Here is a 21,753-nt window from a genome sequence, read left to right on the forward strand (position 1 = left end):
TTTCGGAGAAGTTCGAGCCTCCACTCGAGGGTAGCTCACAGATCATTGCCGGCGTAGGAAAGATTGAAGCTCTTGTTGGTCAACGGGAAATCGGGGACGATCGTGTCGGCCAGCGCCACCGGCAGCGCGGGCCAGTTGAAGAAGCTGGGGTCGGCGATCTTGACCCGGCTGAGCGTGCCGTCCGAAGCGACTTCGACGCGGTGCACGATGGTGCCGCGCCAGCCTTCGACGATGCCGACCCCCGACCGCACGACTCCCGGCGGCCCGGGCACCGGCGCACCCACCGAGCCGGGACTCGAACCTTCGGTCAGGGAGGTGATCAGGGCGATCGAGTGGGCGATTTCCTCCGCCCGCACGACAAAACGGGACAACACATCACCGTCGGTGCGCGTGTGGACGGTCCGGTCGATCACGTCCGGGAGCAACGCGTGGTCGTGGCGGGCATCGGCGAGCACGCCGCTGGCACGGGCGACGTAGCCGAGGGTGCCCAGATCGGTGGCCTGGGCGCGGGTGAGGACGGCGGTCCCGGTGAACCGGTCGGCGACCACGGTGTTGGCCAGGGCCAGCCCGGCGATCTCGGCGACGTCGGTGCCGAGCGCCGCCAGCGCCGCCGGGTCCGGGACGTGCGCCAGCCGGGTGGCGCCGGGGCGGATGGCGCCGCGCAGGAGCCGGTGCCCGGTCACGTGGTCGTTGAGGCGCAGCAGTTGTTCGCGGACCCGCTGGAACTGGTTGTTGAGGATGCCGTACCCGACGTCGTTGCAGAGCGCGCCGAGATCGGTGACGTGGTTGTAAAGCCGTTCCAGTTCCAGCAGGATCGCGCGCATCCGATGCGCGTCCTCGGGCACCGGGATGCCGCACGCGTCCTCGACGGCCTGGCAGAACGCGAGGGTGTGGCCGACGGCGGTGTCGCCGCTGACGCGTTCGGCCAGTTCGAGCGCGTCGCCGGGACGGCGGCCCTGGAACAGCTTCTCGATTCCCTTGTGGACGAACCAGAGCCGGGCCTTGAGGTTGAGGATCGTCTCGCCGACGACGGAGAACCGGAAGTGCCCCGGTTCGATCATCCCGGCGTGCACCGGGCCGACCGGGATCTCGTACACACCGTCGCCCTCGACCGTCCGGAACGGGTACGGGCCGTCGACGGGACCGAACGCCGGCGGATCACCGGCGCCGGCCAGCATCGGGTACCAGCCCCGGGGCCAGTGGAAGTGCCGCACCAGCCGCCGCGGCAGCGGGTGTCCGGCCGGGACGATGCCGAACAGGTCCCGCAGCTCGCGTTCGAACCGGCCGGCCGGGAACGACAGCCCGGCCAGGCTGGGCACCGCCGGCCGGGCGGGGTCCAGGGGGACGTGCAGTTCGACGCGCCGGTCGGGACCGGCGGCGGTGAACAGGTACACCGCGCGCAGCGCGTCGCCGTCGTCGTGCCCGGCGATCAGGGTGACGCGGTAGCCGTGCGCGAGCAGCGCCCGCGCCCGCTCCGGCAGCTCCGCCGGGGCGATGGTGCGGGCGGAGCGGCGGAAGCCGACCTCGTCGCTGAACGAATCCGGAACGGTCATGACGCCCCCGTGAGCGTGTCGGCGGCCAGGTGCACCAGGGAACTCAGCGGCCCCGCGGCGACCCCGAGCGCCGCGCTGCCCACCAGCCCCGTGACCAGGACGAGAGCCAACGTCCGCGGCAGCCGGACCGGTGCGGTGGCCGCGCCGGGTCCTTCGGGCGCGGGGCCGAGCAGCATGCGGCTGGTGTGCGTGACGAGGGCGGCGGCGATCACGGCCACGAGGGCCAGCGCGGCGGTCGTGGCCCAGCCGAGGCCGGCGGCGAAGCCGGTGCGGGCGATCCCGAGCTCGCTGGCGAACACGCTGAACGGCGGCAGCCCGATCAGCGCCAGCACGCCGGACCCGAGACACCCGGCCAGCAGCGGCTGGCGGGCCGCGAGGCCGCGGACGCCGTCGATGCGGCTGGTGCGCTCGGTCTGCAGGACGCGCCCCGCGGCCAGGAACAGCACGCCCTTGACCAGGCCGTGCCCCAGGACGTGCAGCAGGGCCGCGGCGAGCGCGAGCGGCGTGCCGACGGCGGCCCCGAATGCGACCAGGCCGAGGTGTTCGATGCTGGAGTAGGCCAGCATCCGCTTGTAGTCGCGCTGGGCCAGCAGCAGCGACGCCGCCAGCAACAGGGACGCCAGTGCCATGACGATCAGCAGGGAGCGGGCGAAGCCGGTCCCGAGTGCGGCGTCGGCGACGACCTTGACCCGCAGGATGGCGTAGAGGGCGACCGAGAGCAGCACCCCGGACATCAGCGCGGACACCGGGGCCGGCGCCTGGGAATGCGCGTCGGGCAGCCACGCGTGCAGCGGCGCCAGCCCGGCTTTGGTGCCGAACCCGATGATCAGCAGCGCCACCGCGATCCGGGTGACGCCGGGGTCGAGCCCGGCCGCGGCGTGCGTGAGCGCGGCCAGGTCCAGTCCCGGGCCGCCGGGGGCGTGCCGGGCGGCGTAGTTGAGCAGGAAGGTTCCCAGCAGCGCGAGCGCGATTCCCGCCGAGCAGATGACCACGTACTTCCAGGCGGCTTCCACGGCCTGGCGGGTGCGCCGCTGCCCGACCAGGAACGCGGTGACGATGGTGGTGGCCTCGATCGCGACCCACAGCACGCCGAGGTTGCCCGCGACGACGGCCAGTGCCATGGCGGCGAGGAACAGCTGCACCAGCACGCTGTGCCGGGCCGCGGTGCGCGCGGTGGCCCGCCCGGCACCGATCTCGGCGCGCAGGAACGCCGGCGTCGCCGCGGTGGCGAGGCACCCGACCACGCCGATCACGATCAGCATGAACGCCGACAGCGCGTCGGCCCGCGCCAGCCCGCCGAGCGCAGCCCGGGGACCGGACGCGACGACGTCGACGGCGAGCGCGACCGCGGCGGCCAGCGTGACCACCGCGCTCCCGGTACTGACCCAGCGCGTCGCGGGGCGCCAGCCGGCCACCAGGTACAGCCCGGCACCGAGGAGCGGCACGGCGACCGGGGCGAGCAAGAGGACAGTGGTCATGAGTCGCGCAGCTCCCGCAGCTCGTCGAGGTCGGCCTCGCCGAAGGTCTCCCGCATCCGGGTGGTGAGGATCTGCAGCACCAGCACGACCAGCAGGACGTCCAGCGACACGCCGAGCTCGACCACGAGCCCGGCCCCGCCGGTGGTCAGGAACCCGACCGCGGTGATCCCGTTGTCCAGCAACAGGAAGCCGACCAGCTGCGACAGCGCCCGCCGCCGGGTCACCAGCGTGAAGAACCCGATGAGGACGACGGTCAGCCCGACCGGGATCGCCTGCGTGGCCGGCGACGGCGCGAGCGCGACCAGCGGCTGGGACACCGCGTAGGCGAGCAGGGTCAGCGCGGCGGCGGCCAGCAACGAGGACGCCACGTTGACCAGCGGCCGGGTCTCGCGCCGCACCGCCGTACTCCGGGCCAGTGCGCGGCGCAGCAGGTACGGCAGCACCCCGGCGCGCAGCACGGCGATCCCGGCGGCGGCCACGCCGAGTTCGGCCGACCCCTCGCGCGCGGCCAGCACCGCCACCAGCACGGTCAAGGCCAGGCCCTGCAACGCGAAGACCCGGATGATCACGGCGAGTTCGCGGCGCCACAGGATCAGCACCGCGGTCAGCAACAGCGCCCCGCAGGCCAGATCCAGCAGCTGCACGTAGGTCGTCTCGCTCACGGCAGTCCTTTCAGGCCAGGAAGAACGACGCGGCGACCGCGAGCAGCGCCAGCAGGAACGACCCGGCGAGCAGCTCGGGCACCCGGAACAGCCGCAGCTTGGCCAGGAACACCTCACCCGCCGCCAGCACCGCCCCGAGCAGCACGACCTTGACCAGCCACGCGCCCACGCCGATCGCGATCGCCATCGGGGCCGCGGACGTGGCGATCCCCCACGGCAGGAACAGGTTCGCCAGCAACCCGAGGAACACCGACAGCCGCATCGCCGAGGCCAGCTCCACCAGCGCCAGATCGGGACCGGCGTACTCGAGGATCATGGCTTCGTGCACCATGGTCAGCTCCAGGTGCGTCGACGGGTTGTCCACCGGCAGCCGCCCGGTTTCGGCGACGATCACCACGACGAGCGCGACCGCGGCGAGCAGGCTCACCGGGGAGATCACCCGCGCCGGGTCGTGCAGCGTCGAGGTGACGATCGAGGCGAGGTTGGTCGACCCGACCCGCACCGACAGCGCGAAGATCGCGACCAGCAGTGTCGGCTCGACCAGCGCGATGATCGTCATCTCGCGGCTGGCACCCATCCCGCCGAACGCCGTCCCGGTGTCCAGCCCGGCCAGCGCGAGCGCCACCGTGCCCACCGCGAGCAGCGCGACCACCGCGAACAGGTCGGCCACCGGCCCGATCGCCGAGTCGGTGGTGGCGAACGGCGTCACCACGGCCACCACGAGCGTGGTCGCGACCAGGACCAGCGGCGCGAACCGGAAGACCTCGCTGGTGCCGCGCGGCGCGATCGGCTCCTTGCGCAGCAGCTTGCGCAGATCCCGCCACGGCTGCCCCACCCCGGCGCCCGCCCGCCCTTCCAGCCGGGCCCGCACCTGCCGCATCACCCCGACCAGCAGCGGCGACGCGCCGACGACCACGACCGGCTGCACGAACCCGCCGATCAGCCCCAGCGCGGTCACCGGGTCACCGCCAGCAGGAGCAGCAGCCCGCACAGCGTGGAGAAGCCGTAGCCGAGGTAGCGGTGCACGCTGCCGTTGGCCAGCCGCCGTCCCGCGCTCCCCCACGCCCGCACCGCGGCCAGCACCGGCTCGTACAACCGGCGCTCGACGCGATCGGGCACCCGGGTCCGGTAAGCCACCGCTCGCACGAGGTAGTCCGACTCCTCGTGGTGGGTGACGTCGACGTCGGTTTCGGGCCGCACCACGTCGTCGAACACCCGCTGCAGCGGCTCGGCGAACGACGTCGCCGTGTATTCCATCCGCGCCGACATCGGCCCGCCGCCGCAGTCCCACAGCCGGGCCGCACGCCGGGCGCGCCGCACCGCCACCAGCCGCACCCCGGCGACCGCCACGATCGCCGCGCCCAGCAGTGCGAGAGTCAACATCAGTGGCGACAGCGCACCGGCGACTCCGGCCAGCCGGACGGTCACCGCCTCCGCGACGACCGGATCGGCCGCCCCGGTGACGTTCGCGGCGACCCGGCCGATGGCGGGCAGGACCAGTCCGGGCAGGACCGCGAGCACCGCGCACACCAGCGCGGCCAAGCCCATCCCGGCGAGCATGCTCGGCGGGCTCTCGTGGGCCTTCCCGGCGGCGGCGCTGCGCGGGCGGGCCAGGAAGCCCACGCCGAACGCCTTCACGAAGGTCGCGACCGCCAAGCCGGCGGTCAGCGCCACGGCGGCCACGGCCAGCGGCATCGCGACCGCGGTGGCCACGCCGGCCGCCGGCAGGCCGTGGATCAACGCCTGCAGCAGCAGCCACTCGGACACGAACGCCGTCCCCGGCGGCAGCGCCGACGCCGCCAGCGCGCCCCACCCGAACAACGCCGTCGTCACCGGCATCCGGGCGCGCAAGCCGCCGAGCGCGTCCAGGTCACGGGTTCCGGTGCCGTGCACCACCGACCCGGCCCCGAGGAACAGCAAGGTCTTGAAGGCCGCGTGCCCGGCCACGTGCAGCAGCGCCGCCGCGAGCGCGAGACCGGCGAGGTCGCGGCGGCCGGAGGAGGCGAACAAGCCGGCCGCGCCGATCCCGGTCAGGACCAGGCCCATGTTCTCGGTCGTGGAGTAGCCGAGCAGCCGTTTCAGGTCGGTGCCCATGGCCGCTTGCAGGATCCCGTACACCGCCGAAACGGCGCCGAGGGCCAGGACGAGCAGCCACCACCAGCGGGGTCCGCCGCCGAGCAGGTCGAACCCGACCCGCACGATCCCGTACACGCCGAGGTTGACCATCGCCGCCGACATCAGCGCCGACACGTGGCTCGGCGCCTCCGGATGCGCCCGCGGCAGCCACGCGTGCAGCGGCAGGATCCCCGCCTTCGAGGCGAACCCGGCCAGCGTCACCACGAACACGACGTTCGCGGTGCCGGCCGGGAGGTGCGCGGCCCGCAGCGTCGCGAAGCCGTCGTCGGCCGTGTTCGCGACCGCCAGGAGCAGTCCGATGAGGACGGAGAGCAGCCCGAGGTGGGTCATCACCGCGTACCACCGGCCCGCGCTCGCCACCTCGGGCCGCCGCCGGTGCTCGGCCAGCACCAGCAGCAGCGACGCCAGCGCCATCAGTTCCCAGCACACCAGGAACGTGCCCACGCTCGCCGCGGCCGGCACCAGCAGCATCGCCACCACGAAAACGGGGAAGGCGGCCTGGACACCCCGCGAATCGAGGCCGTGCCGGGTGTAGGAGATCCCGTAGATCCCCGTCACGACCGCGACGCCGCCGGTCACGGCGACGAACAGCCCGCCGAGCGCGTCGAGGGTGAACGACACCCCCGACAGCGGCAGAATGGCAGGCAGGGCAAGGGAAAACGTCTGACCGGACAGGGCCGCGCCACCCGCCGCGACCCCGGCGGCTCCGGCGAGCGCGGTGCCCACACCGGCCACAGTGGACCGTGCCCCGTCGGGCACGAGGACCGCCGCGACAGCGCTGAGCACACCCAGGGCCACCGCCGCGGCGAAACCGTACTGCACGAGGGTCATCGACCGGTCATCTTCCGCAGCCCCTCGACGATCGCCTCCGGCCGCGGCGGGCACCCGGGGATCTCCAGGTCCACCGGCACGACGTCCGACACCGCGCCGGCCACCCCGTAGGCACCGGCGAACACCCCGCAGTCGCGGGCGCAGTCCCCGACCGCGACCACCAGCCGCGGTGCCGGCGTCGCGTCGTACGTGCGCCGGAGGGGCTCGGCCATGTTGCGGGTCACCGGCCCGGTCACCAGCAGCGCGTCGGCGTGCCGGGGCGAGGCCACCAGCCGGGCGCCGTAGCGGTCGGCGTCGTACACCGGCCCGAACGCCGAACCGATCTCCACCTCGCACCCGTTGCACGACCCGGCGTCGACGTGCCGCACCTGCACCGAGCCGGCCAGCCCGGCCGAGGCCCCGGCCCCGAGCGGCGGGCCCGCCGGCCGCGGCGGCGCGGGCTCGGCCACCCGCCCGGTCCGGCGGATCTTGCGCCACAGACTCAGCACACTCGCTCCCGATCAACCACGCAGGCTAAATATTCAGCAGTTGCGAAGTTTAGCAAGTCTGAAACAGCGCGGGGCGGCGCCCCGCAAAGGGGGTTGACCGGGGCTTATCGCCGGCGCGTGCCCTTCCGCCCGGCGGTGGCCGCCGGCGCACGCAGGTCGTCGAGCAACTCGACCTGGCCGGTGAGCACGCCGGTCAGGATCTGCCGCGCGACCTTTAGCAGCTCCGCCACGTGCGGGCTGGTCAGGGAGTAGTGGACGGTCGAGCCTTCCTTGCGGGTCACCACGAGACCGGCGCGGCGGAGGACGGCCAGCTGCTGGGACAGGTTCGCCGGCTCGATCCCGACCTCCGGCAGCAGCTCCGCGACCGCGTGCTCGCGCTCGCTCAGCAGCTCCAGCACCCGGATCCGCGCGGGGTGCCCCAGCGTCTTGAAGAACTCGGCCTTCGCCTGGTAGAGGGGCCTGCTCATCGACACTCCTCGCCGTTGTGACCAGTTGCCAACCTTAGCAACTGGTGAATCGCTCGCCGTGACACCGGGCGGCGGCATCGGGCGCCGTTGGTACGGTGAAGGCGTGACGGCGGACCGGCTCGGCAAGGTGCGGCAGGTCATCCTGCTGTGCGCGCTGGCCGTGTGCGTCGCCGCGATGCACCACGTCGGCATGAGCTCCGGCATGCCGGAAGCCCCCGGGATCACGGCGCACGCCGTGTCCGCCCCCGGGCCGGCGACCGGCGCCGGTGACCACGATCCGGGCATGCCGGGCGGCATGCACGACATCCTCCACCTCTGCCTGGCCGTGCTGTACGCGTTCCTGCTGGTCGTCGCCTTCCTCGGGGTTTCCCGGTGGACCACGGCGTTCTCGCGGGTCGCGAAGCTCCGTGGCCCGCCAGGCCGTGGTCGCCCGCCCGACAGACGTGGCCGCGGCATCCTGACTTCTCTGTGCGTCCTGCGCGTGTGATCGACCCGGGCTCCAGACGGTCCCGTCGATTTCATTCCCAGTAGTACAGCGAAGGATTTGTCATGCGCAAAACCGTCATCTTCAGCGGCCTCGCCCTGGTCTCCGCCGTCGTCCTCGGCGGCTGCAGCAGCAGCGATTCACCGTCGTCCGGAATGGACCACAGCTCGCCGTCGGCTTCGCCCGTCCAGCCGGCGAGTGAGCACAACGCCGACGACGTCACGTTCGCCCAGCAGATGATCCCGCACCACAGCCAGGCGCTCGACATGGCGAAGCTCGTGCCGTCGCGCAGCACCAACCCGAAGGTGCTCGACCTCGCGAGCCGGATCGAGAAGGCCCAGGACCCCGAGATCCAGCAGATGCACGGCTGGCTCACCACCTGGAACGCCGGGATGCCGAGCATGCCGGGGATGACCGGCGGTGCGATGCCGGGCATGAGCGGCATGATGTCCGAGGCCGACCTGGGGAAGCTCGGGGCCGCCAAGGGCGCCGAGTTCGACCGGATGTGGCTGGACATGATGATCGAGCACCACCAGGGCGCGATCGACATGGCCAAGACCGAGCTGACCAAGGGCGGCAGCGCCGACGCCAAGGCTCTCGCCCGGAAGATCATCGACGCCCAGCAGGCCGAGATCACCGAAATGCAGGGCCTGCTCACCCAGAGCTGACCAGCGGTGGCCGGGGCGGCGGACCGCCGTCCCGGCCACGGCACGGGAAGTATCCTGGCCCGCGGAGGTGTCATGCTGGGCTTGGGCGAGCTTGAAGCGTCGGTGATGGACGTGCTCTGGGACGCGACCGGACCGATGCGGGTCCGTCAGGTGCTCGACGAGCTCAACCGGAGCCGGAAGCTCGCCTACACCACAGTCATGACGGTGCTGGACAACCTGCACCGGAAGGGCCGGGTCGTCCGCGAGCTGGAAAACCGCGCCTACCACTACCGCGCCGTCACCACCCGCGAAGAAGCCACCGCGCAGAGCCTGCGGGAAGTGCTCGACTCGGTCGACGACCGCGAGTCGGTGCTGCTGCACTTCGTCAGCACGGCCAGCGAGGAAGAGTCCGACGTCCTCCGCAAGGCGCTGCGCCGGAAGCCGAGGAAGCGGTGATCCTCGCGGCGGCCCTGCTGCTCGGCAGCGTCGCGGTCGGCTGGTGGTCACCGCGGCCGCTGAGCCGGCTGGCCGCGGCGAGGATCGATCCGGGCACGGTGCTCGCCTGGTGGCTCCTGACCGCTGTCGGCGTCGCCGCCGGAGCTGTCGCCGGGGTGCTGTTCCTCGTCCTGCCCGGGCACGGCCCCGCCGACGCGCTCGTCCGCCTGCTCCACGACTGCTGGTCGGCGCTCGACCACGACGGCCTGCCCGCCCTCGACCCGATCGCCGGGACCGTCTCGGGCACGGTCCTGGCCGCCGTGATCGGCCAGCTCGCTCTGGCGTCGCTCCGCCGACGGCGCCGACGCAACGTCCTGCACCGGCGCCACCTGACGGCGCTGCGGCTCACCGGCGCCCGCGACACCCGGCCGGTCCCCACCCTGTGGCTGCCGGAAGCGCGGCCGATCGCCTACAGCCTGGGCGGGCGACGGCCACTGGTGGTCGCCAGCGACGGGCTCGCGGCCCGGCTGACGGACCGCGAGCTGGGGGCGGTGCTCGCGCACGAGCGAGCCCACGTGCGCCGGCACCACCACCTGCTCACCGCCTGGTCGGAGGTGCTCGGCCGGACGCTGAGGTTCGTGCCGCTGATGCGGGAGCTGCCGGTGGCGGTGCGGCTGCTCGTCGAACTGGCGGCCGACCAGGCGGCAGCCGCCCAGTGTGGCTCCGAGCCGCTCCGCTCGGCCCTCTTGTCGATCAGGGCGGTGAACGGCCCGCCCCGCGCCCTCGCACTGGCGGGCGGCGACACGGCCATCCGGCTGAGTCGCCTCGGCAACGGCTCACCGACATCCGCGGCGGCGACCATCACCGGCTGCGTCACGGCCCTCCTCGCCCCAGCGGCGGTCGCCGTGCTGCTCGTGGTGGGCGGCAGTCTTCTCCTCTGCCCTTAGGTCGATCAAACCGTCGCGCGCGACCTGAAGCCACGCAGCCGCAGGCTGTTTCCCACCACGAACACCGAGCTGAACGCCATCGCCGCGCCCGCGATCATCGGGTTCAGCAGTCCCGCCGCGGCCAGGGGCAGTGCCGCCAGGTTGTACGCGAACGCCCAGAACAGGTTGCCCTTGATCGTCCGCAGCGTCCGCCGGGACAACCGGATCGCGTCGGCCACCGCCCGCAGGTCGCCGCGGACCAGCGTGATGTCGCTCGCCTCGATCGCGACGTCCGTGCCGGTGCCCATGGCCAGCCCGAGGTCGGCCTGCGCCAGCGCCGGCGCGTCGTTCACCCCGTCCCCGACCATCGCGACGACCCGGCCCTCGTCCTGCAGCCGCTTGACGACGTCGAGTTTGTCCGCGGGCAGCACCTCGGCGATCACCTCGTCGATCCCGACCTCCGCCGCGACCGCCTCGGCCACCGCCGCGTTGTCGCCGGTGAGCAGCACCGGGGTCAGCCCGAGCGAACGTAGCTGGGCGATCGCTTCGGCCGACGTCGGCTTGACCGTGTCGGCGACCACCAGGACGCCGCGGGCCGCGCCGTCCCAGGCCACCGCCACCGCGGTGTGGCCCCGCGATTCGGCCTCGGCCTTCGCCGCGGCGAGGTCCGCCGGCAACGGCTGGCTCCAGTCCTCCAGCAACGCCGTGCGGCCCACGAGCACCGCGTGCCCGTCGACGATCCCTTGCACGCCAAGGCCTTCCACGTTCACGAAGTCCTCGACGGCGGGCAACTCGCCGCGCTCCCGGGCGGCGCGGGCGATCGCCGCGGCGATCGGGTGCTCCGACGCGTCCTCGAGGGCGCCGGCCAGCCGCAACAGCTCGGTCTCGTCGGCCCCCGCCGCCGCGTGGACGCCGGTGAGCGTCATCCGCCCGGCGGTGACCGTGCCGGTCTTGTCGAGCACGACGGTGTCGACGCGGCGGGTCGACTCCAGCACCTCCGGCCCCTTGATCAGCACCCCGAGCTGGGCGCCGCGGCCGGTGCCGACGAGCAGCGCCGTCGGCGTCGCCAGCCCGAGCGCGCACGGGCAGGCGATGATCAGCACCGCGACCGCCGCGGTGAACGCGGCCGCCGTCCCGGCACCGCTGCCGAGCCAGAAGCCGAGCGTCGCCACGGCCAGCCCGATCACGATCGGCACGAAGACCCCGGACACCCGGTCGGCCAGGCGCTGCACCTCGGCCTTGCCGCTCTGGGCGTCCTCGACCAGCTTGGCCATCTGCGCCAGCTGCGTGTCCGCCCCGACCCGGGTGGCCCGCACGACCAGCCGCCCGCCCGCGTTGACCGTCGCACCGGTCACCGCGTCGCCCTCGGCGACCTCGACGGGCACCGACTCGCCGGTGAGCATCGACGCGTCGACCGCCGACTTGCCTTCTTCGACGACGCCGTCGGTGGCGATCTTCTCGCCCGGCCGCACGACGAACCGGTCCCCCACCGCCAGTTCGGCCGTCGGGATGCGGACCTCGGCACCGTTGCGCAGCACGGCGACTTCCTTCGCGCCCAGCTCCAGCAGCGCCCGCAGCGCGGCACCGGCGCGGCGCTTGGACCGCGCCTCGAAGTACCGGCCGGCCAGGATGAACGTCGTGACGCCCGCGGCGACCTCGAGGTAGATGGCGCCCGCCCCGTCCGACGGCGCGATCGTCAGCTCGAACGGGTGCACCATCCCCGGGGTGCCCGCGGTGCCGAACAGCAAGGCCCACAACGACCACGCGAACGCGGCCAGCACGCCCATCGACACCAGCGTGTCCATGGTCGCGGCGCCGTGGCGCAGGTTCGTCCACGCCGCCCGGTGGAACGGCCACGCGCCCCAGGTGACCACCGGCGCGGCCAGCGTCAGCGAAATCCACTGCCAGTACGTGAACTGCAGCGCGGGCACCATCGCCAGGAGGATCACCGGCACGGCGAGCACCGCGCTGGTGATCAGCCGCTGCCGCAGCGGCCGCGTGGGGTCGTCCTCGGCTTCGTCGTCGTGTTCGGGCTTCTCCGGTTGCGGCAGCGTCGCGTGGTATCCGGCGGCCTCGACGGTGTCGACCAGGGTCGCCGGGTCGACGCCGTCGGGCGCGTGGACGCGCGCTTTCTCGGTGGCGTAGTTGACCGAAGCGGTGACGCCGTCGAGCTTGTTGAGCTTGCGCTCGATGCGGTTGGCGCAGGACGCGCAGGTCATGCCGCCGATCGCGAGTTCGATCTCGGTCACCGGGCCCACTGAGGCCGTGGTGCTGGTCATGATCGTCTCCCTTCGCGGTTCAGTGGCCGTGGCCGGTCGTGACGGTGAACTCGGCCGTCCGCACGACCCCGCCGTGCTGGAAGTCGAGGAACAGCCGGTAGGTCCCCGCGCTGGGCACCTCGGCGGCGAACCGCACCTGCGGCCCGGCGGCTGTCTTGCCGTCGCCGGGTGCGCCGTCGGGGTGGACGTGCAGGTACGCGAGGTCGCCTTCGCGCAGCGCGACCAGGTGCCCGTAGGCGCCCAGGTACGGCTGCAGGTCGGTGACCGGCACGCCGTCGCGGCTGACCGTCAGCGTCAGCGGCGACGTCTTCCCGGCCGTCAGGTCCCCGGCGAGCTCGACGGTGTAGCCGTCGACCTGGGCGGTGCGGCTCGGCGCGTAGGTCGCGGGCTGGTAGTTCCCGGCGACCGACAGGTCGACCCCGAGCGTCATCGGCTTCCCGCCGGTGGGCGCGAAGTCGGCGAACGCCCGGTACGAACCCGCGTCGGGCAGCGTGAGCGGGACGCTCCACGTGCCGTCCGGCGCCAGTTCGGGGTGGACGTGCCGGAAGCCCGCGGTGTCGCGGCGGACCACGATCAGGTGCAGCTTCTTCTCGTGCTCGACGTCGAACGCGGTGACGGCCTTCCCGTCCGGCCCGGTGATCGTGAACGAGAACCGGCCGGGTTCCGGGACGGGGTCGGCGACGGTGAAGGTGTAGCCGTCCTTGCTCGAGGCGAGCCCGCCCGGCAGGTCGCCGGCCGCGGCCATGCCGGCGTTGTCGGGCATGGCGCTGTCATGACCTTCGCCGTGGTCGGCGGTTTCGCTGGGCGCGGCCGAAACCGGGCCGGCCGCGGTCCCCACAGCGAAACCGCCGGCCGCGAGGAGGACGAGTGCGCCGCCGAAGACGGCGAGCCGTGCTGGGGTGTTCATGGTGGACTTCCCTCGGTCGAGGGCCGGCGGTCAGCCGGCGAGCTGGTAACCGGCCTCCTCGACGGCCGCGCGGACCCGCGCGCCGTCGATCGGCTCGGCACTGGTGACGGTGACGGCCCCGGTGGGCAGGTCGACGGCGACGTCGGTGACGCCGTCGAGCGCGCCGACCTCCTCGCTGACCGAGGCCACGCAGTGCGCGCAGGTCATGCCGGTGACGGTGAACGTGGTCTGGCTCATGGCGATCTCCTCGAAGCGGTTCGGGTGGTGGATCAGGACTTGACCAGGCGCGCGATGGCCGCGCTCGCTTCGGCGACCTTGGTGGCGGCGACGTCGCCGCCTTGCGCCGCGGCGTCGGCCACACAGTGCCGCAGGTGGTCGTCGAGCAGCCCCAGTGCGACGGCTTCCAGCGCCTTCGTCGCCGCCGACACCTGCGTCAGCACGTCGATGCAGTACTTGTCGTCCTCGATCATCTTGGCGATGCCGCGGACCTGCCCCTCGACCCGGCGCATGCGCTGGAGGAAGGCGTCCTTGTCGCCGCTGTAGCCGTTCATGCCCTCAACGTACCCCTAGGGGGTATGGGTTTCAAGTGAGCTGCGTCTCGGCGGCGAAAGACGGTCTACTACCGCTGATAGCAGCCAGTACTATGCGACATAGCAGAACGTGACAGGTTTCTTGCGCCGCAAGGTAGACGCGGCCGAAGTCTTTTCGTAGCCTGGCCGAGATCTCGCGGCGGCTGCCGTCGACCGGACGGCGACGCGGGATCGCGCCGGCCGGCTTCGTCGCCGAAGCCGCGGATCGGAACCGCCCCGCGAACGCCATCCTCTCGCGGGAGAACGCGGCCCGGTGCGCGGCGGACAGCGAGCAGGGGTCCCCCGGCCTCTTCGCCCGTTCCGGCCGGCGGACAACGAGCAAAGGAGAAACGCGCGACCGTGCAGTCGCAGCCCATCAGGCGGATGGTTTCGGGCATCCTCGCGGCGACCTCGGTGATCCTCGTGGTCGCCGTCGCCCAGCCCCCGGCCACCGCCGCCCCGGTCCCCTTCCGGCAAGCGCCGCCCTCCGGGTCGGACGCACTGGCCAAGTACCGCGACCTCGCGGCACAGGCCGAAAAGCTCAACGAAGACCTCCTCAACGCGCAGAACGACCTGACGGCCAAGCAAGGCGAGCTCGACAAGGCCACCGGCGATGTCAACGCGGCGAAGGAGCAAGGCGCCAAGGCCTCGGAGAACCAGAAGAAATACCAGGCCGAGGTCGACAAGTTCGCCGGCGCGTCGTTCACCAGCGGCGTCCAGCTGAACAAGCTGTCGGCACTGCTGTCGGGAACGTCCACTCAGGACTTCCTGGACCGCTCGTCGGCGCTCGAAGTGCTGGCCACGGACAAGAACTCCGCGATGAACAACCTCACCGCGGCCGTCCGGCAGGCCGACGACGCCACCAGCAAGGCCGCCGACGCCGCGAAACGGGCTCAGGACGCCCGCGACGCCGCGGCCAAGCTGACCGAGGACATCAAGGCCAAGCAGAAGACGCTCAACGACCAGATCGAACAGGTCAAAGCCGCCGACAAGACCCTGAGCGCCGCCGACAAGGCCGCGCAGCGGGACACCGGCGGCAAGGCTCCCACCGTCAAGGCACCGACGGCGGCGGCCCAGACCGCGGTCAACGCGGCGCTGAGCAAGCTCGGCAGCCCCTACGTCTGGGGCGCGACCGGGCCGAGCACGTTCGACTGCTCGGGCCTGATGCTCTGGGCGTACGCGAAGGCAGGCATCACGCTGCCCCGCAACTCCGCGGCACAGGCCCGGTTCGGCACCCCGGTGCCGCGCGACCAGCTGCAGCCCGGTGACCTCGTGGCCTACTACTCGCCGGTCTCCCACATCGGGATGTACCTCGGCGACGGCAAGATGGTCCACGCACCGACCAGCGGCGACGTCGTGAAGATTTCGCCGTTGCAGAGCCAGTACGCCGGAGCGACCCGGCCCACGGCCTGAGCACCGGGGCGGTGTCGCGGACCGCGGCGCCGCCCCGGTCACGACCGACGTTCGGCGAGCACGGGCAGCTCGACGCATTCCGCGGTGTGGACGATGTGCCGCAGCGCGAAGCGGAACGGCCATGGCATGGCCTTCGTCCCCTGCTCGACGGGCACGAGTTCCGGTGCGCCGAGCGTGAGTTCCCTGCCGCCGAGGCGAATCCGGCACGTGCCGGCCGCCTCGATGTTGCGGTACCAATCCGACCGGCGGCCGAAGTTCAGCCCGATGACCACGGTGTCCCGGTTGCGGAAGGCACGTACCGGCGTGTGGCGGGTGCGGCCGGACCTGCGTCCCACGTGCTCCAGGTCGGCGAACGCGAGATGCCCCGCCATGCGCAGCATCACCTTGTTCGCCGCACGGCTCGCCAACGCGCGGGGGAACACCATGGCTCGACCCTGCCGTGGGCCCGGCCCGGTCACCAGGAACGAAGGTCGCCGGTTGCGGGGCCGAAAGTCCACCCCCTCACCTCCGGTAGCCGAGGACGGTCGCCATGCCGGATTCGGCGTGGTAGGTGTTGTGGCAGTGGATCATCCACTGGCCGGGGTTGCCGGCGTCGAAGTCGCACGCGACGGTCCGGCCGGGCAGCACGATCGCGGTGTCCTTCCGGGGACCGGCGGCGCCGAGCTGGAACGTGTGGCCGTGCAGGTGCATCGGGTGCCACATCATGGTGCCGTTGCGGAAGACGAGCCGGACCCGTTGGCCTTCCCGGACGAGCAGGCGCCGGTTCATGTCGAGCGGTGTGCCGTTGATGCCCCAGTCGTAGCCCATCATCCCGCCGGTGAGGTCGAGGGTGTGCGTGACGTCCGGGGCCTTGGCGGGGAGTCGCACGCCGGTGGCGGCGGCGAGCCGGTCGTAGCCCGCCAGATCACCCTCGAGTTCGGCCGGCCGGATCGTGGCCGGTGGCGGTGTTCCGGCTCCCGTGCGGATCAGGGCGAGTGCGGTGGCGTCCTTGCCTTCGGCGAGGGCGACGAGGGGGAAGACGCCGTCGCCGAGGGTGGTGAGCACGTCATAGCGCTCCCCCATGGCGATCAGCAGCGTGTCGGTCTCCACGGGCTCGACCGGGTAGCCGTCGGTGTGGGTGATCCGGAGCCGGTGCCCGCCGAGCGCGACCCGGAACGCGGTGTCGGAGCCGGCGTTGACGATCCGGATGCGGGCGCGTTGCCCGGGGCGGGCGGTGAACGTCGCCGGCGCGGCCGGGACGCGACCGTTGATCAGGTAGTGCGGGTAACGCAGGTCTCCCGCGTCGCCGCCGAGCAGCGCGCTGCTGCCGCCAGTGCCGGACATCGAGCCCATCATGCCGCCCGTGCCCTGGCGGAGCGTGGCGAGGACGTCGTCGGGGGTCTGGCCGGTCCCGTCGATCCAGTCGTCGAGCACGATGACCCAGTCGTGGTCGTAGCCGCCGGGCTCGGCCGGGTCTTCGACGATCAGGGGCGCGTAGAGGCCGCGGTCGAGCTGAGTACCGGAGTGCGGGTGGAACCAGTAGGTGCCGGGGTTTTCGGCGACGAACCGGTACGTGAACGTGCTGCCGGTGGCGATGGCGGCCTGGGTGAGGTCGGGGGCGCCGTCCATGTCGTTGCGCAGGGCCAGTCCGTGCCAGTGGACAGAGGTCTCGGCGGGCAGCCGGTTGGTCAGCTCCGCCCGGATCGTGTCGCCGGCGCGGACGCGGATTTCCTTGCCCGGCAGGACACCGTCGTAGGTCCAGGTGGTGACCTCGGGGCCGCCGAGGTCGACGGTTCCGTTCTGCGCGGTCAGCCGGACGGTCCGGACCTGGCCGGTCGCGCGCCGCCGGGCCTCGGACCCGGCCACGCGGGGATCGCCCGGCAGCACGAGGTTCGCATTTTCGGGGGTGCACGCGGACAGCACTGCCGCGCCGGCGGCCAGAAGCCCGGCGCGCAGAACGCTGCGGCGGCTGAGCGCGGTCATCGTGCCGTCTCCTGGAGCTGCCCGGTTTCCGTCGGCAGCGGTTCGACGACGACGTCGACACCCGGCATGGTCAGCTCCTCGACGGCGGAACGGGTCAAGCGGCAGCGTCGTCCACTGTTCGCGCGCACAGCCGTCGGAGGTAGGGACCTTCGGCATCCCTTACGAGGACCGCCGTCCTCAGCCGGGACAGCGGTTACCGGTGCTCGATGAACGCGGTCACCGCGTCGACGACCGCGCCGGGTTGCTCGTCGGGGATGAAGTGCCCGGCTCGGGGAATGACGACACCGCGGGTGTCGGCCGCCCACGGGCTCAGGGATGCGGCCATGTCCGGGATCGAGCCGTGCGAACCCGAGATCCCCAAGACCCGAACGGTCAACGCGCCCCGGGCGAGCGCGTCGTGGTTCTTGCGTCCCGATTCCGCCGCGTCGCGGTAGTAGGCGAGCAACGCGCGCAGCCCGTCCTCGGCGGCCACGGCGGCGGCGTAGTGGTCGATTTCGGCGTCGTCGAAGGTGTCGGGGGACAGTGCTTTGGCCTTCAAGAACCAAGCCACGTAGTCGCGCTCGCGGCCGGCGAGCAGCACCTCGGGCAGGTCGGGCACCGCGTGGAACGCGAAGTGCCAGGTCTTCCAGGCCCGGCCGGGGTCCGTCGGAACGGACTCCGGGAGGGTGATCCCGGGAATGCCGGCGTCCAGCAGCGCGACACCGTGCAGCCGCGGTTCGTGGTTCAGCGCCAGCGAGAAGGCCACCCAGGCCCCGACGTCGTGGGCCACCAGCCAGTACTTCCCCACGCCGAGCCCGGCGACGGCGGCCTGGACGTGCGCCGCGACGGTGTGCGTGTCGTAGCTGCCGCGCGGCCGGTCGGAGTGGCCTTGGCCGGGCAGGTCGAGCGCGATGACCCGGAACCGCCGGGCCAGGTCCGGCATCACCTTGCGCCACGCCCACCAGGTTTGCGGGAAGCCGGCGAGCAGGACGACCACCGGGCCGTCCGGTCGGCCGCCGTCCACGGCGTGCAGGCGGACGCCGTCCACGTCGGTCCAGCGGTGGGTGAAGCCCGCGAGGTCGGGCAGGGGCAGTCGGGAGATGTCGTGCATGTCTCGACACTAACCCATCTTGAACTGTTCAGTTCAAGATAGGATGAGGGAGATCACTCGCCCCGGCACGAAACGAGGTAGCGGCGAAATGGCCGGAAGGAAGCAGTTCGAGGTGGACGTCGCGCTCGACGCGGCGATGGTCCAGTTCTGGCGGGCCGGCTACGCCAGCACGTCCGTGGACGACCTGTCCCGGGCGACCGGGCTGAACCGCAGCTCCCTCTACTCTTCGTTCGGCGACAAGGATGCGCTGTACCTGCGCTGCCTGGACCGCTACGCCACGCGGTACGGCGACCGGTACGACCAAGCTCTGTCCGGGGCGTCCGGAGAACTGGTGCGGGCCGTACGCGCCTTCTTCGACGTCACTTTGCGGCGCATCGCCGACCCCGACGTGCCCGACGGCTGCCTGATCGCCCAGACCGCGATGGCGATACCGGCACTGAGCCCCGCCATCGCCGCGCGCGCGGTCCAGGCCCTCGACGCCCAGCAAGCGCGCCTGCGAGCCGCCCTGACCGCCGGGAAGCTGCCCGCCCGCGACGCCCGCGACTTCGCTGTCCACTTCGCCGCGGTCAACCAGTCGGTGGCCGTGATGAGCCGGGCCGGCGCGAGCGGGCCGCAGCTCCGCACGATCGTCGACGTCAGCCTGGGCGCGCTCTCGCAAACCGTGCGCTCTCTCAGCTGACCGGGCGCATACTGATGAAGTGGACAAACAAGCCGTTCACGACGAGCTGGACCGGGCGCGCCGGGACTTCCACGAGCTGCTGACCGGCGCGGGCGCCGCCGCGTTGCGCGCGCCGAGCGACGGCACGCGGTGGACCAACCGGCAGCTGCTGTTCCACATGCTGCTCGGCTACCTCATCATCCGCGCGCTGTCGAACCTGGTCCGGCTGTTCGGCCGGCTCCCCGACCCCGTCAGCCGCCGCTACGCCCAGGTGCTCAACGCCGCGACCAAGCCGTTCGACGCGGTCAACTTCGCCGGCTCCTGGCTCGGCGGGACGCTCCTGCCCCAGCGGTGGATGCTTGCCCTGTTCGACCACACGATCGCGGCGCTGCACCGCCGTCTCGACCGGGAGACCGACACCGACCTCGCCCGCGGCATGCACTACCCGACGCGCTGGGACCCGTTCTTCCGGGACTACATGACGCTGGCCGACGTCTACCGCTTCCCCACCCGGCACTTCGACTTCCACCGCCGCCAGCTCACCCTCCACTGACGAACGGAAAACCAACGGCAAAAGTTTGTTTCCCATCGGAACCGAAAATCGTCAAGGGAAATCGGGTGCGCTGAGTATCCGCGCCGCCCCGGACGGTCGAATCCGCAGACACCATTGGCAGCGTCGCGCAGCGAGGTCGTTCAGGTACCGTCGGACGGTCCTCCTGTCGCCTAGCGGATATTCGGTGCTGCCGGTTCGAACCACCGTTCCGGACGGCTGGATGAGCGGAGACGAGTTGAAGATCCTGTTGCTGTGCACCGCATTCAACGGACTGAGTCAGCGCGCGTGGGCCGAACTGCGCGCCAACGGCCACCGCGTCACCGTGCGGACGGCACACGACCCGAAGGAAATGGCCGCCGCCGTGGCGGAAACCGATCCCGAATTGATCATCTGCCCATTCCTGAAGCACCGGGTGCCCGAAACCGTCTGGCGGCGCCACCGCACGATCATCATCCACCCCGGGCCGCCCGGTGACCGCGGGCCGTCCGCGCTGGACTGGGCGATCATGGACGCCGAGCCCACCTGGGGCGTGACGGCCCTGCAGGCGACCGGGGACATGGACGCGGGGCCGATCTGGGGGTCGCGGCTGTTCCCGATGCCGTCCGACCCGCCGCGCAAGAGCACCCTCTACAACACCCAGGTGGCCGACGCGGCGATGAGCCTGATCGCCGAAGTGGCCGGCAAGGCGGAAAGCCCGGGGTTCACCCCGCAGCCCCTGAACCGCCACCGGCCCGGTGCCACCGTGCGGTCCCGGCCCGCGGTGCGCCAGGCCGACCGGCGCTTTTCGTGGCACGAGCCGTCCGCGCACATCCTCCGCCGCATCCGCGCCGCCGACGGCAGGCCCGGGGTGCGCACCACGCTGGCCGGGGTGCCGGTCGCCGTCTTCGACGCGCATCCCGGCACCGCCTCCCCCGGTGAGCCCGGCACGATCGCGGCGCACAGCCACGGCGCCGTGCTGGTCCGCACCGGGGACGGCGCGCTCTGGGTGGGACACGCCCAGCGGCCGGCCGCCGCACCCGGCATCCCGGTCAAGCTGCCGGCGGTGCTCGCCCTCGCGGGCGTTCCCGAACTGCCGGAAGCCGAGGAACCGCCGGGCTTCCGGGAGATCGGTTACCGGCGGACGGGCGACGTCGGGGTGGTGAGCTTCGACTTCTACAACGGCGCGATGTCCACCACGCACTGCCGGCGGCTGCTCTCGGCCCTGCGCCACGCGGTGGCCCAGGACACCAAGGTCGTGGTCCTGGCCGGCGGCGAAGTGTTTTCCAACGGCCTGCACCTGGGAGTCATCGAAGCCCACCCGAACCCCGCGGTGGAAGCGTGGCGCAACATCACCGCGATCGACGACCTGTGCCGGGAAATCATCACCTGCACCGACCAGATCGTGGTGTCGGCGCTGTCCGGCGGCGCGGGTGCCGGCGGAGTGATGCTGGCGCTGGGCGCGGACAAGGTGATCGCCCGGGACGGCGTGATGCTGAACCCGCACTACCGGACCATGGGTCTCTACGGCTCCGAGTACTGGACCTACGTGCTGCCCCGCCGGGTCGGCGAGGCACAGGCGCGGCAGCTGACCACGCGCTGCGAGCCGATCAGCGCGGCCGAAGCGGCCGGGCTCGGCCTGGTCGACCGGCTCGCCGCGAGCGACCGGGAAGCGTTCACCGCGGCCGCGCTCGAGTACGCCGCCGAACTGGCCGACGGTCCGCGTGCTCGCGCGCTCCTCGCCCGCAAGCGCTCCGCCCGGGCGGCCGACGAGCAGCACCGGCCGCTGGAAACCTACCGCGTGCGCGAACTCGCCGAGATGAGCGGCGACATCTTCGACGACCACCGCGGTTTCGCCGGTGCCCGGCGCGCGTTCCTGGCCAACCAGCCGGTCCCCGGCACGCCATCGAAATCGCCCGCCGTACCCGCTCCGCGGCAGCCGGGCCTGAGCCCGGTGTCCCGGTAACGGACCCGCCGGCCCGGGGCAGGGCTCCGGCAAGTCGCACGGCCAGGCCACTCCGGCGCCGGCGGCCGCTCGCCGAACGTCTTGAATGACTCATTCAGGTCTTCGGAGGTCCTGAACGACTCATTCAAGACGTTTGCCGGAACGCTGCGGACTGCGCCGACGCACCGTCAGATCCACGTCGTATCGCCCACCGGAACGAATGATCCAAGAAACACGCCGGAAGTGCTACAATTTCGGCGAAACGTTCCCGCCAGCGAAACGAATTCCGAGGAC

The 21,753-nt window shown here is 72.3% G+C and carries 22 protein-coding genes; 8 read left to right on the forward strand and 14 right to left on the reverse strand.

The genetic code is table 11. The features are described from left to right. Positions 1-35: 35 nt before the first annotated feature. The 7 genes from H4696_RS14805 to H4696_RS14835 form a co-directional block, all read right to left on the reverse strand. Positions 36-1,553: a hydrogenase large subunit gene (locus H4696_RS14805; RefSeq protein ID WP_086862006.1), complete on the reverse strand. Its 1,518-nt coding sequence runs from the start codon at positions 1,551-1,553 to the stop codon at positions 36-38. Beyond that, positions 1,550-3,031 carry a proton-conducting transporter transmembrane domain-containing protein gene (locus H4696_RS14810; RefSeq protein ID WP_086862005.1) on the reverse strand — a complete coding sequence of 494 codons (1,482 nt, stop codon included), beginning with the start codon at positions 3,029-3,031 and terminating at the stop codon, positions 1,550-1,552. Before H4696_RS14810 ends, H4696_RS14805 begins: the two co-directional genes overlap by 4 nt. Continuing rightward, positions 3,028-3,693, reverse strand: coding sequence for a hypothetical protein (locus H4696_RS14815; protein WP_086862004.1), 666 nt, complete (start codon positions 3,691-3,693; stop codon positions 3,028-3,030). Before H4696_RS14815 ends, H4696_RS14810 begins: the two co-directional genes overlap by 4 nt. A gap of 10 nt (positions 3,694-3,703) precedes the next feature. Beyond that, complete coding sequence (locus H4696_RS14820) at positions 3,704-4,651, reverse strand: NADH-quinone oxidoreductase subunit H (RefSeq protein ID WP_192782317.1); 948 nt, start codon at positions 4,649-4,651, stop codon at positions 3,704-3,706. Continuing rightward, entirely contained in the window at positions 4,648-6,660 is a 2,013-nt protein-coding gene (locus tag H4696_RS14825; protein WP_192782318.1) for a proton-conducting transporter transmembrane domain-containing protein, read from the reverse strand. Before H4696_RS14825 ends, H4696_RS14820 begins: the two co-directional genes overlap by 4 nt. Beyond that, complete coding sequence (locus H4696_RS14830; protein ID WP_211299634.1) at positions 6,657-7,148, reverse strand: NADH-quinone oxidoreductase subunit B family protein; 492 nt, start codon at positions 7,146-7,148, stop codon at positions 6,657-6,659. The genes H4696_RS14825 and H4696_RS14830 overlap by 4 nt, the downstream gene beginning before the upstream one ends. 104 nt (positions 7,149-7,252) lie before the next feature. After that, positions 7,253-7,615: an ArsR/SmtB family transcription factor gene (locus H4696_RS14835; RefSeq protein ID WP_086857695.1), complete on the reverse strand. Its 363-nt coding sequence runs from the start codon at positions 7,613-7,615 to the stop codon at positions 7,253-7,255. Positions 7,616-7,718: 103 nt separating this feature from the next. Here H4696_RS14835 and H4696_RS14840 point away from each other — a divergent pair, with 103 nt between their 5' ends. From H4696_RS14840 to H4696_RS14855, 4 genes are all read left to right on the forward strand, one after another. After that, a complete protein-coding gene (locus H4696_RS14840; protein WP_086857711.1) occupies positions 7,719-8,102 on the forward strand; it encodes a DUF6153 family protein in 384 nt (127 codons plus the stop codon). 62 nt (positions 8,103-8,164) lie between these two features. Next, positions 8,165-8,767, forward strand: coding sequence for a DUF305 domain-containing protein (locus tag H4696_RS14845; protein WP_086857696.1), 603 nt, complete (start codon positions 8,165-8,167; stop codon positions 8,765-8,767). 72 nt (positions 8,768-8,839) lie between these two features. Continuing rightward, positions 8,840-9,202, forward strand: a complete 363-nt coding sequence (locus H4696_RS14850) for a BlaI/MecI/CopY family transcriptional regulator (RefSeq protein ID WP_086857697.1) — start codon at positions 8,840-8,842, stop codon at positions 9,200-9,202. Beyond that, complete coding sequence (locus H4696_RS14855) at positions 9,199-10,128, forward strand: M56 family metallopeptidase (RefSeq protein ID WP_086857698.1); 930 nt, start codon at positions 9,199-9,201, stop codon at positions 10,126-10,128. Before H4696_RS14850 ends, H4696_RS14855 begins: the two co-directional genes overlap by 4 nt. A 5-nt stretch (positions 10,129-10,133) precedes the next feature. On the opposite strand, the gene H4696_RS14860 is transcribed toward H4696_RS14855, so the two are convergent. The 4 genes from H4696_RS14860 to H4696_RS14875 are packed head-to-tail and all read right to left on the reverse strand — an operon-like array spanning position 10,134 to position 13,844. Beyond that, entirely contained in the window at positions 10,134-12,386 is a 2,253-nt protein-coding gene (locus tag H4696_RS14860; protein WP_086857699.1) for a heavy metal translocating P-type ATPase, read from the reverse strand. A gap of 19 nt (positions 12,387-12,405) precedes the next feature. Beyond that, positions 12,406-13,293, reverse strand: a complete 888-nt coding sequence (locus H4696_RS14865) for a hypothetical protein (protein WP_086857700.1) — start codon at positions 13,291-13,293, stop codon at positions 12,406-12,408. Between the two features lie 30 nt (positions 13,294-13,323). After that, entirely contained in the window at positions 13,324-13,530 is a 207-nt protein-coding gene (locus H4696_RS14870; RefSeq protein WP_086857701.1) for a heavy-metal-associated domain-containing protein, read from the reverse strand. Positions 13,531-13,562: 32 nt separating this feature from the next. Continuing rightward, complete coding sequence (locus H4696_RS14875; RefSeq protein WP_086857702.1) at positions 13,563-13,844, reverse strand: metal-sensitive transcriptional regulator; 282 nt, start codon at positions 13,842-13,844, stop codon at positions 13,563-13,565. Between the two features lie 378 nt (positions 13,845-14,222). Between H4696_RS14875 and H4696_RS14880 the strand changes: the two genes are divergently transcribed. Further along, positions 14,223-15,275, forward strand: coding sequence for a C40 family peptidase (locus H4696_RS14880; protein WP_211299635.1), 1,053 nt, complete (start codon positions 14,223-14,225; stop codon positions 15,273-15,275). 38 nt (positions 15,276-15,313) lie between these two features. On the opposite strand, the gene H4696_RS14885 is transcribed toward H4696_RS14880, so the two are convergent. The 3 genes from H4696_RS14885 to H4696_RS14895 form a co-directional block, all read right to left on the reverse strand. After that, the gene (locus H4696_RS14885; RefSeq protein ID WP_086857703.1) at positions 15,314-15,700 is read right to left on the reverse strand and encodes a nitroreductase family deazaflavin-dependent oxidoreductase; all 387 of its coding nucleotides are present in this window, start codon (positions 15,698-15,700) and stop codon (positions 15,314-15,316) included. 76 nt (positions 15,701-15,776) lie between these two features. Next, positions 15,777-17,237, reverse strand: coding sequence for a multicopper oxidase family protein (locus H4696_RS14890; protein WP_086857704.1), 1,461 nt, complete (start codon positions 17,235-17,237; stop codon positions 15,777-15,779). A 193-nt stretch (positions 17,238-17,430) separates the two neighbouring features. Next, positions 17,431-18,327 carry an alpha/beta fold hydrolase gene (locus H4696_RS14895; protein WP_086857705.1) on the reverse strand — a complete coding sequence of 299 codons (897 nt, stop codon included), beginning with the start codon at positions 18,325-18,327 and terminating at the stop codon, positions 17,431-17,433. 88 nt (positions 18,328-18,415) lie between these two features. Between H4696_RS14895 and H4696_RS14900 the strand changes: the two genes are divergently transcribed. The 3 genes from H4696_RS14900 to H4696_RS14910 all read left to right on the forward strand — a co-directional run bounded on the left by H4696_RS14900 (position 18,416) and on the right by H4696_RS14910 (position 21,480). After that, complete coding sequence (locus H4696_RS14900; RefSeq protein ID WP_086857706.1) at positions 18,416-19,006, forward strand: TetR/AcrR family transcriptional regulator; 591 nt, start codon at positions 18,416-18,418, stop codon at positions 19,004-19,006. 19 nt (positions 19,007-19,025) lie between these two features. After that, a complete protein-coding gene (locus tag H4696_RS14905; protein ID WP_086857707.1) occupies positions 19,026-19,538 on the forward strand; it encodes a DinB family protein in 513 nt (170 codons plus the stop codon). 220 nt (positions 19,539-19,758) lie between these two features. Continuing rightward, positions 19,759-21,480, forward strand: a complete 1,722-nt coding sequence (locus H4696_RS14910; RefSeq protein ID WP_225955689.1) for a hydrogenase maturation protein — start codon at positions 19,759-19,761, stop codon at positions 21,478-21,480. Positions 21,481-21,753: the final 273 nt, after the last annotated feature.

It is taken from the genome of Amycolatopsis lexingtonensis (genome assembly GCF_014873755.1).
GTDB lineage: Bacteria > Actinomycetota > Actinomycetes > Mycobacteriales > Pseudonocardiaceae > Amycolatopsis > Amycolatopsis lexingtonensis.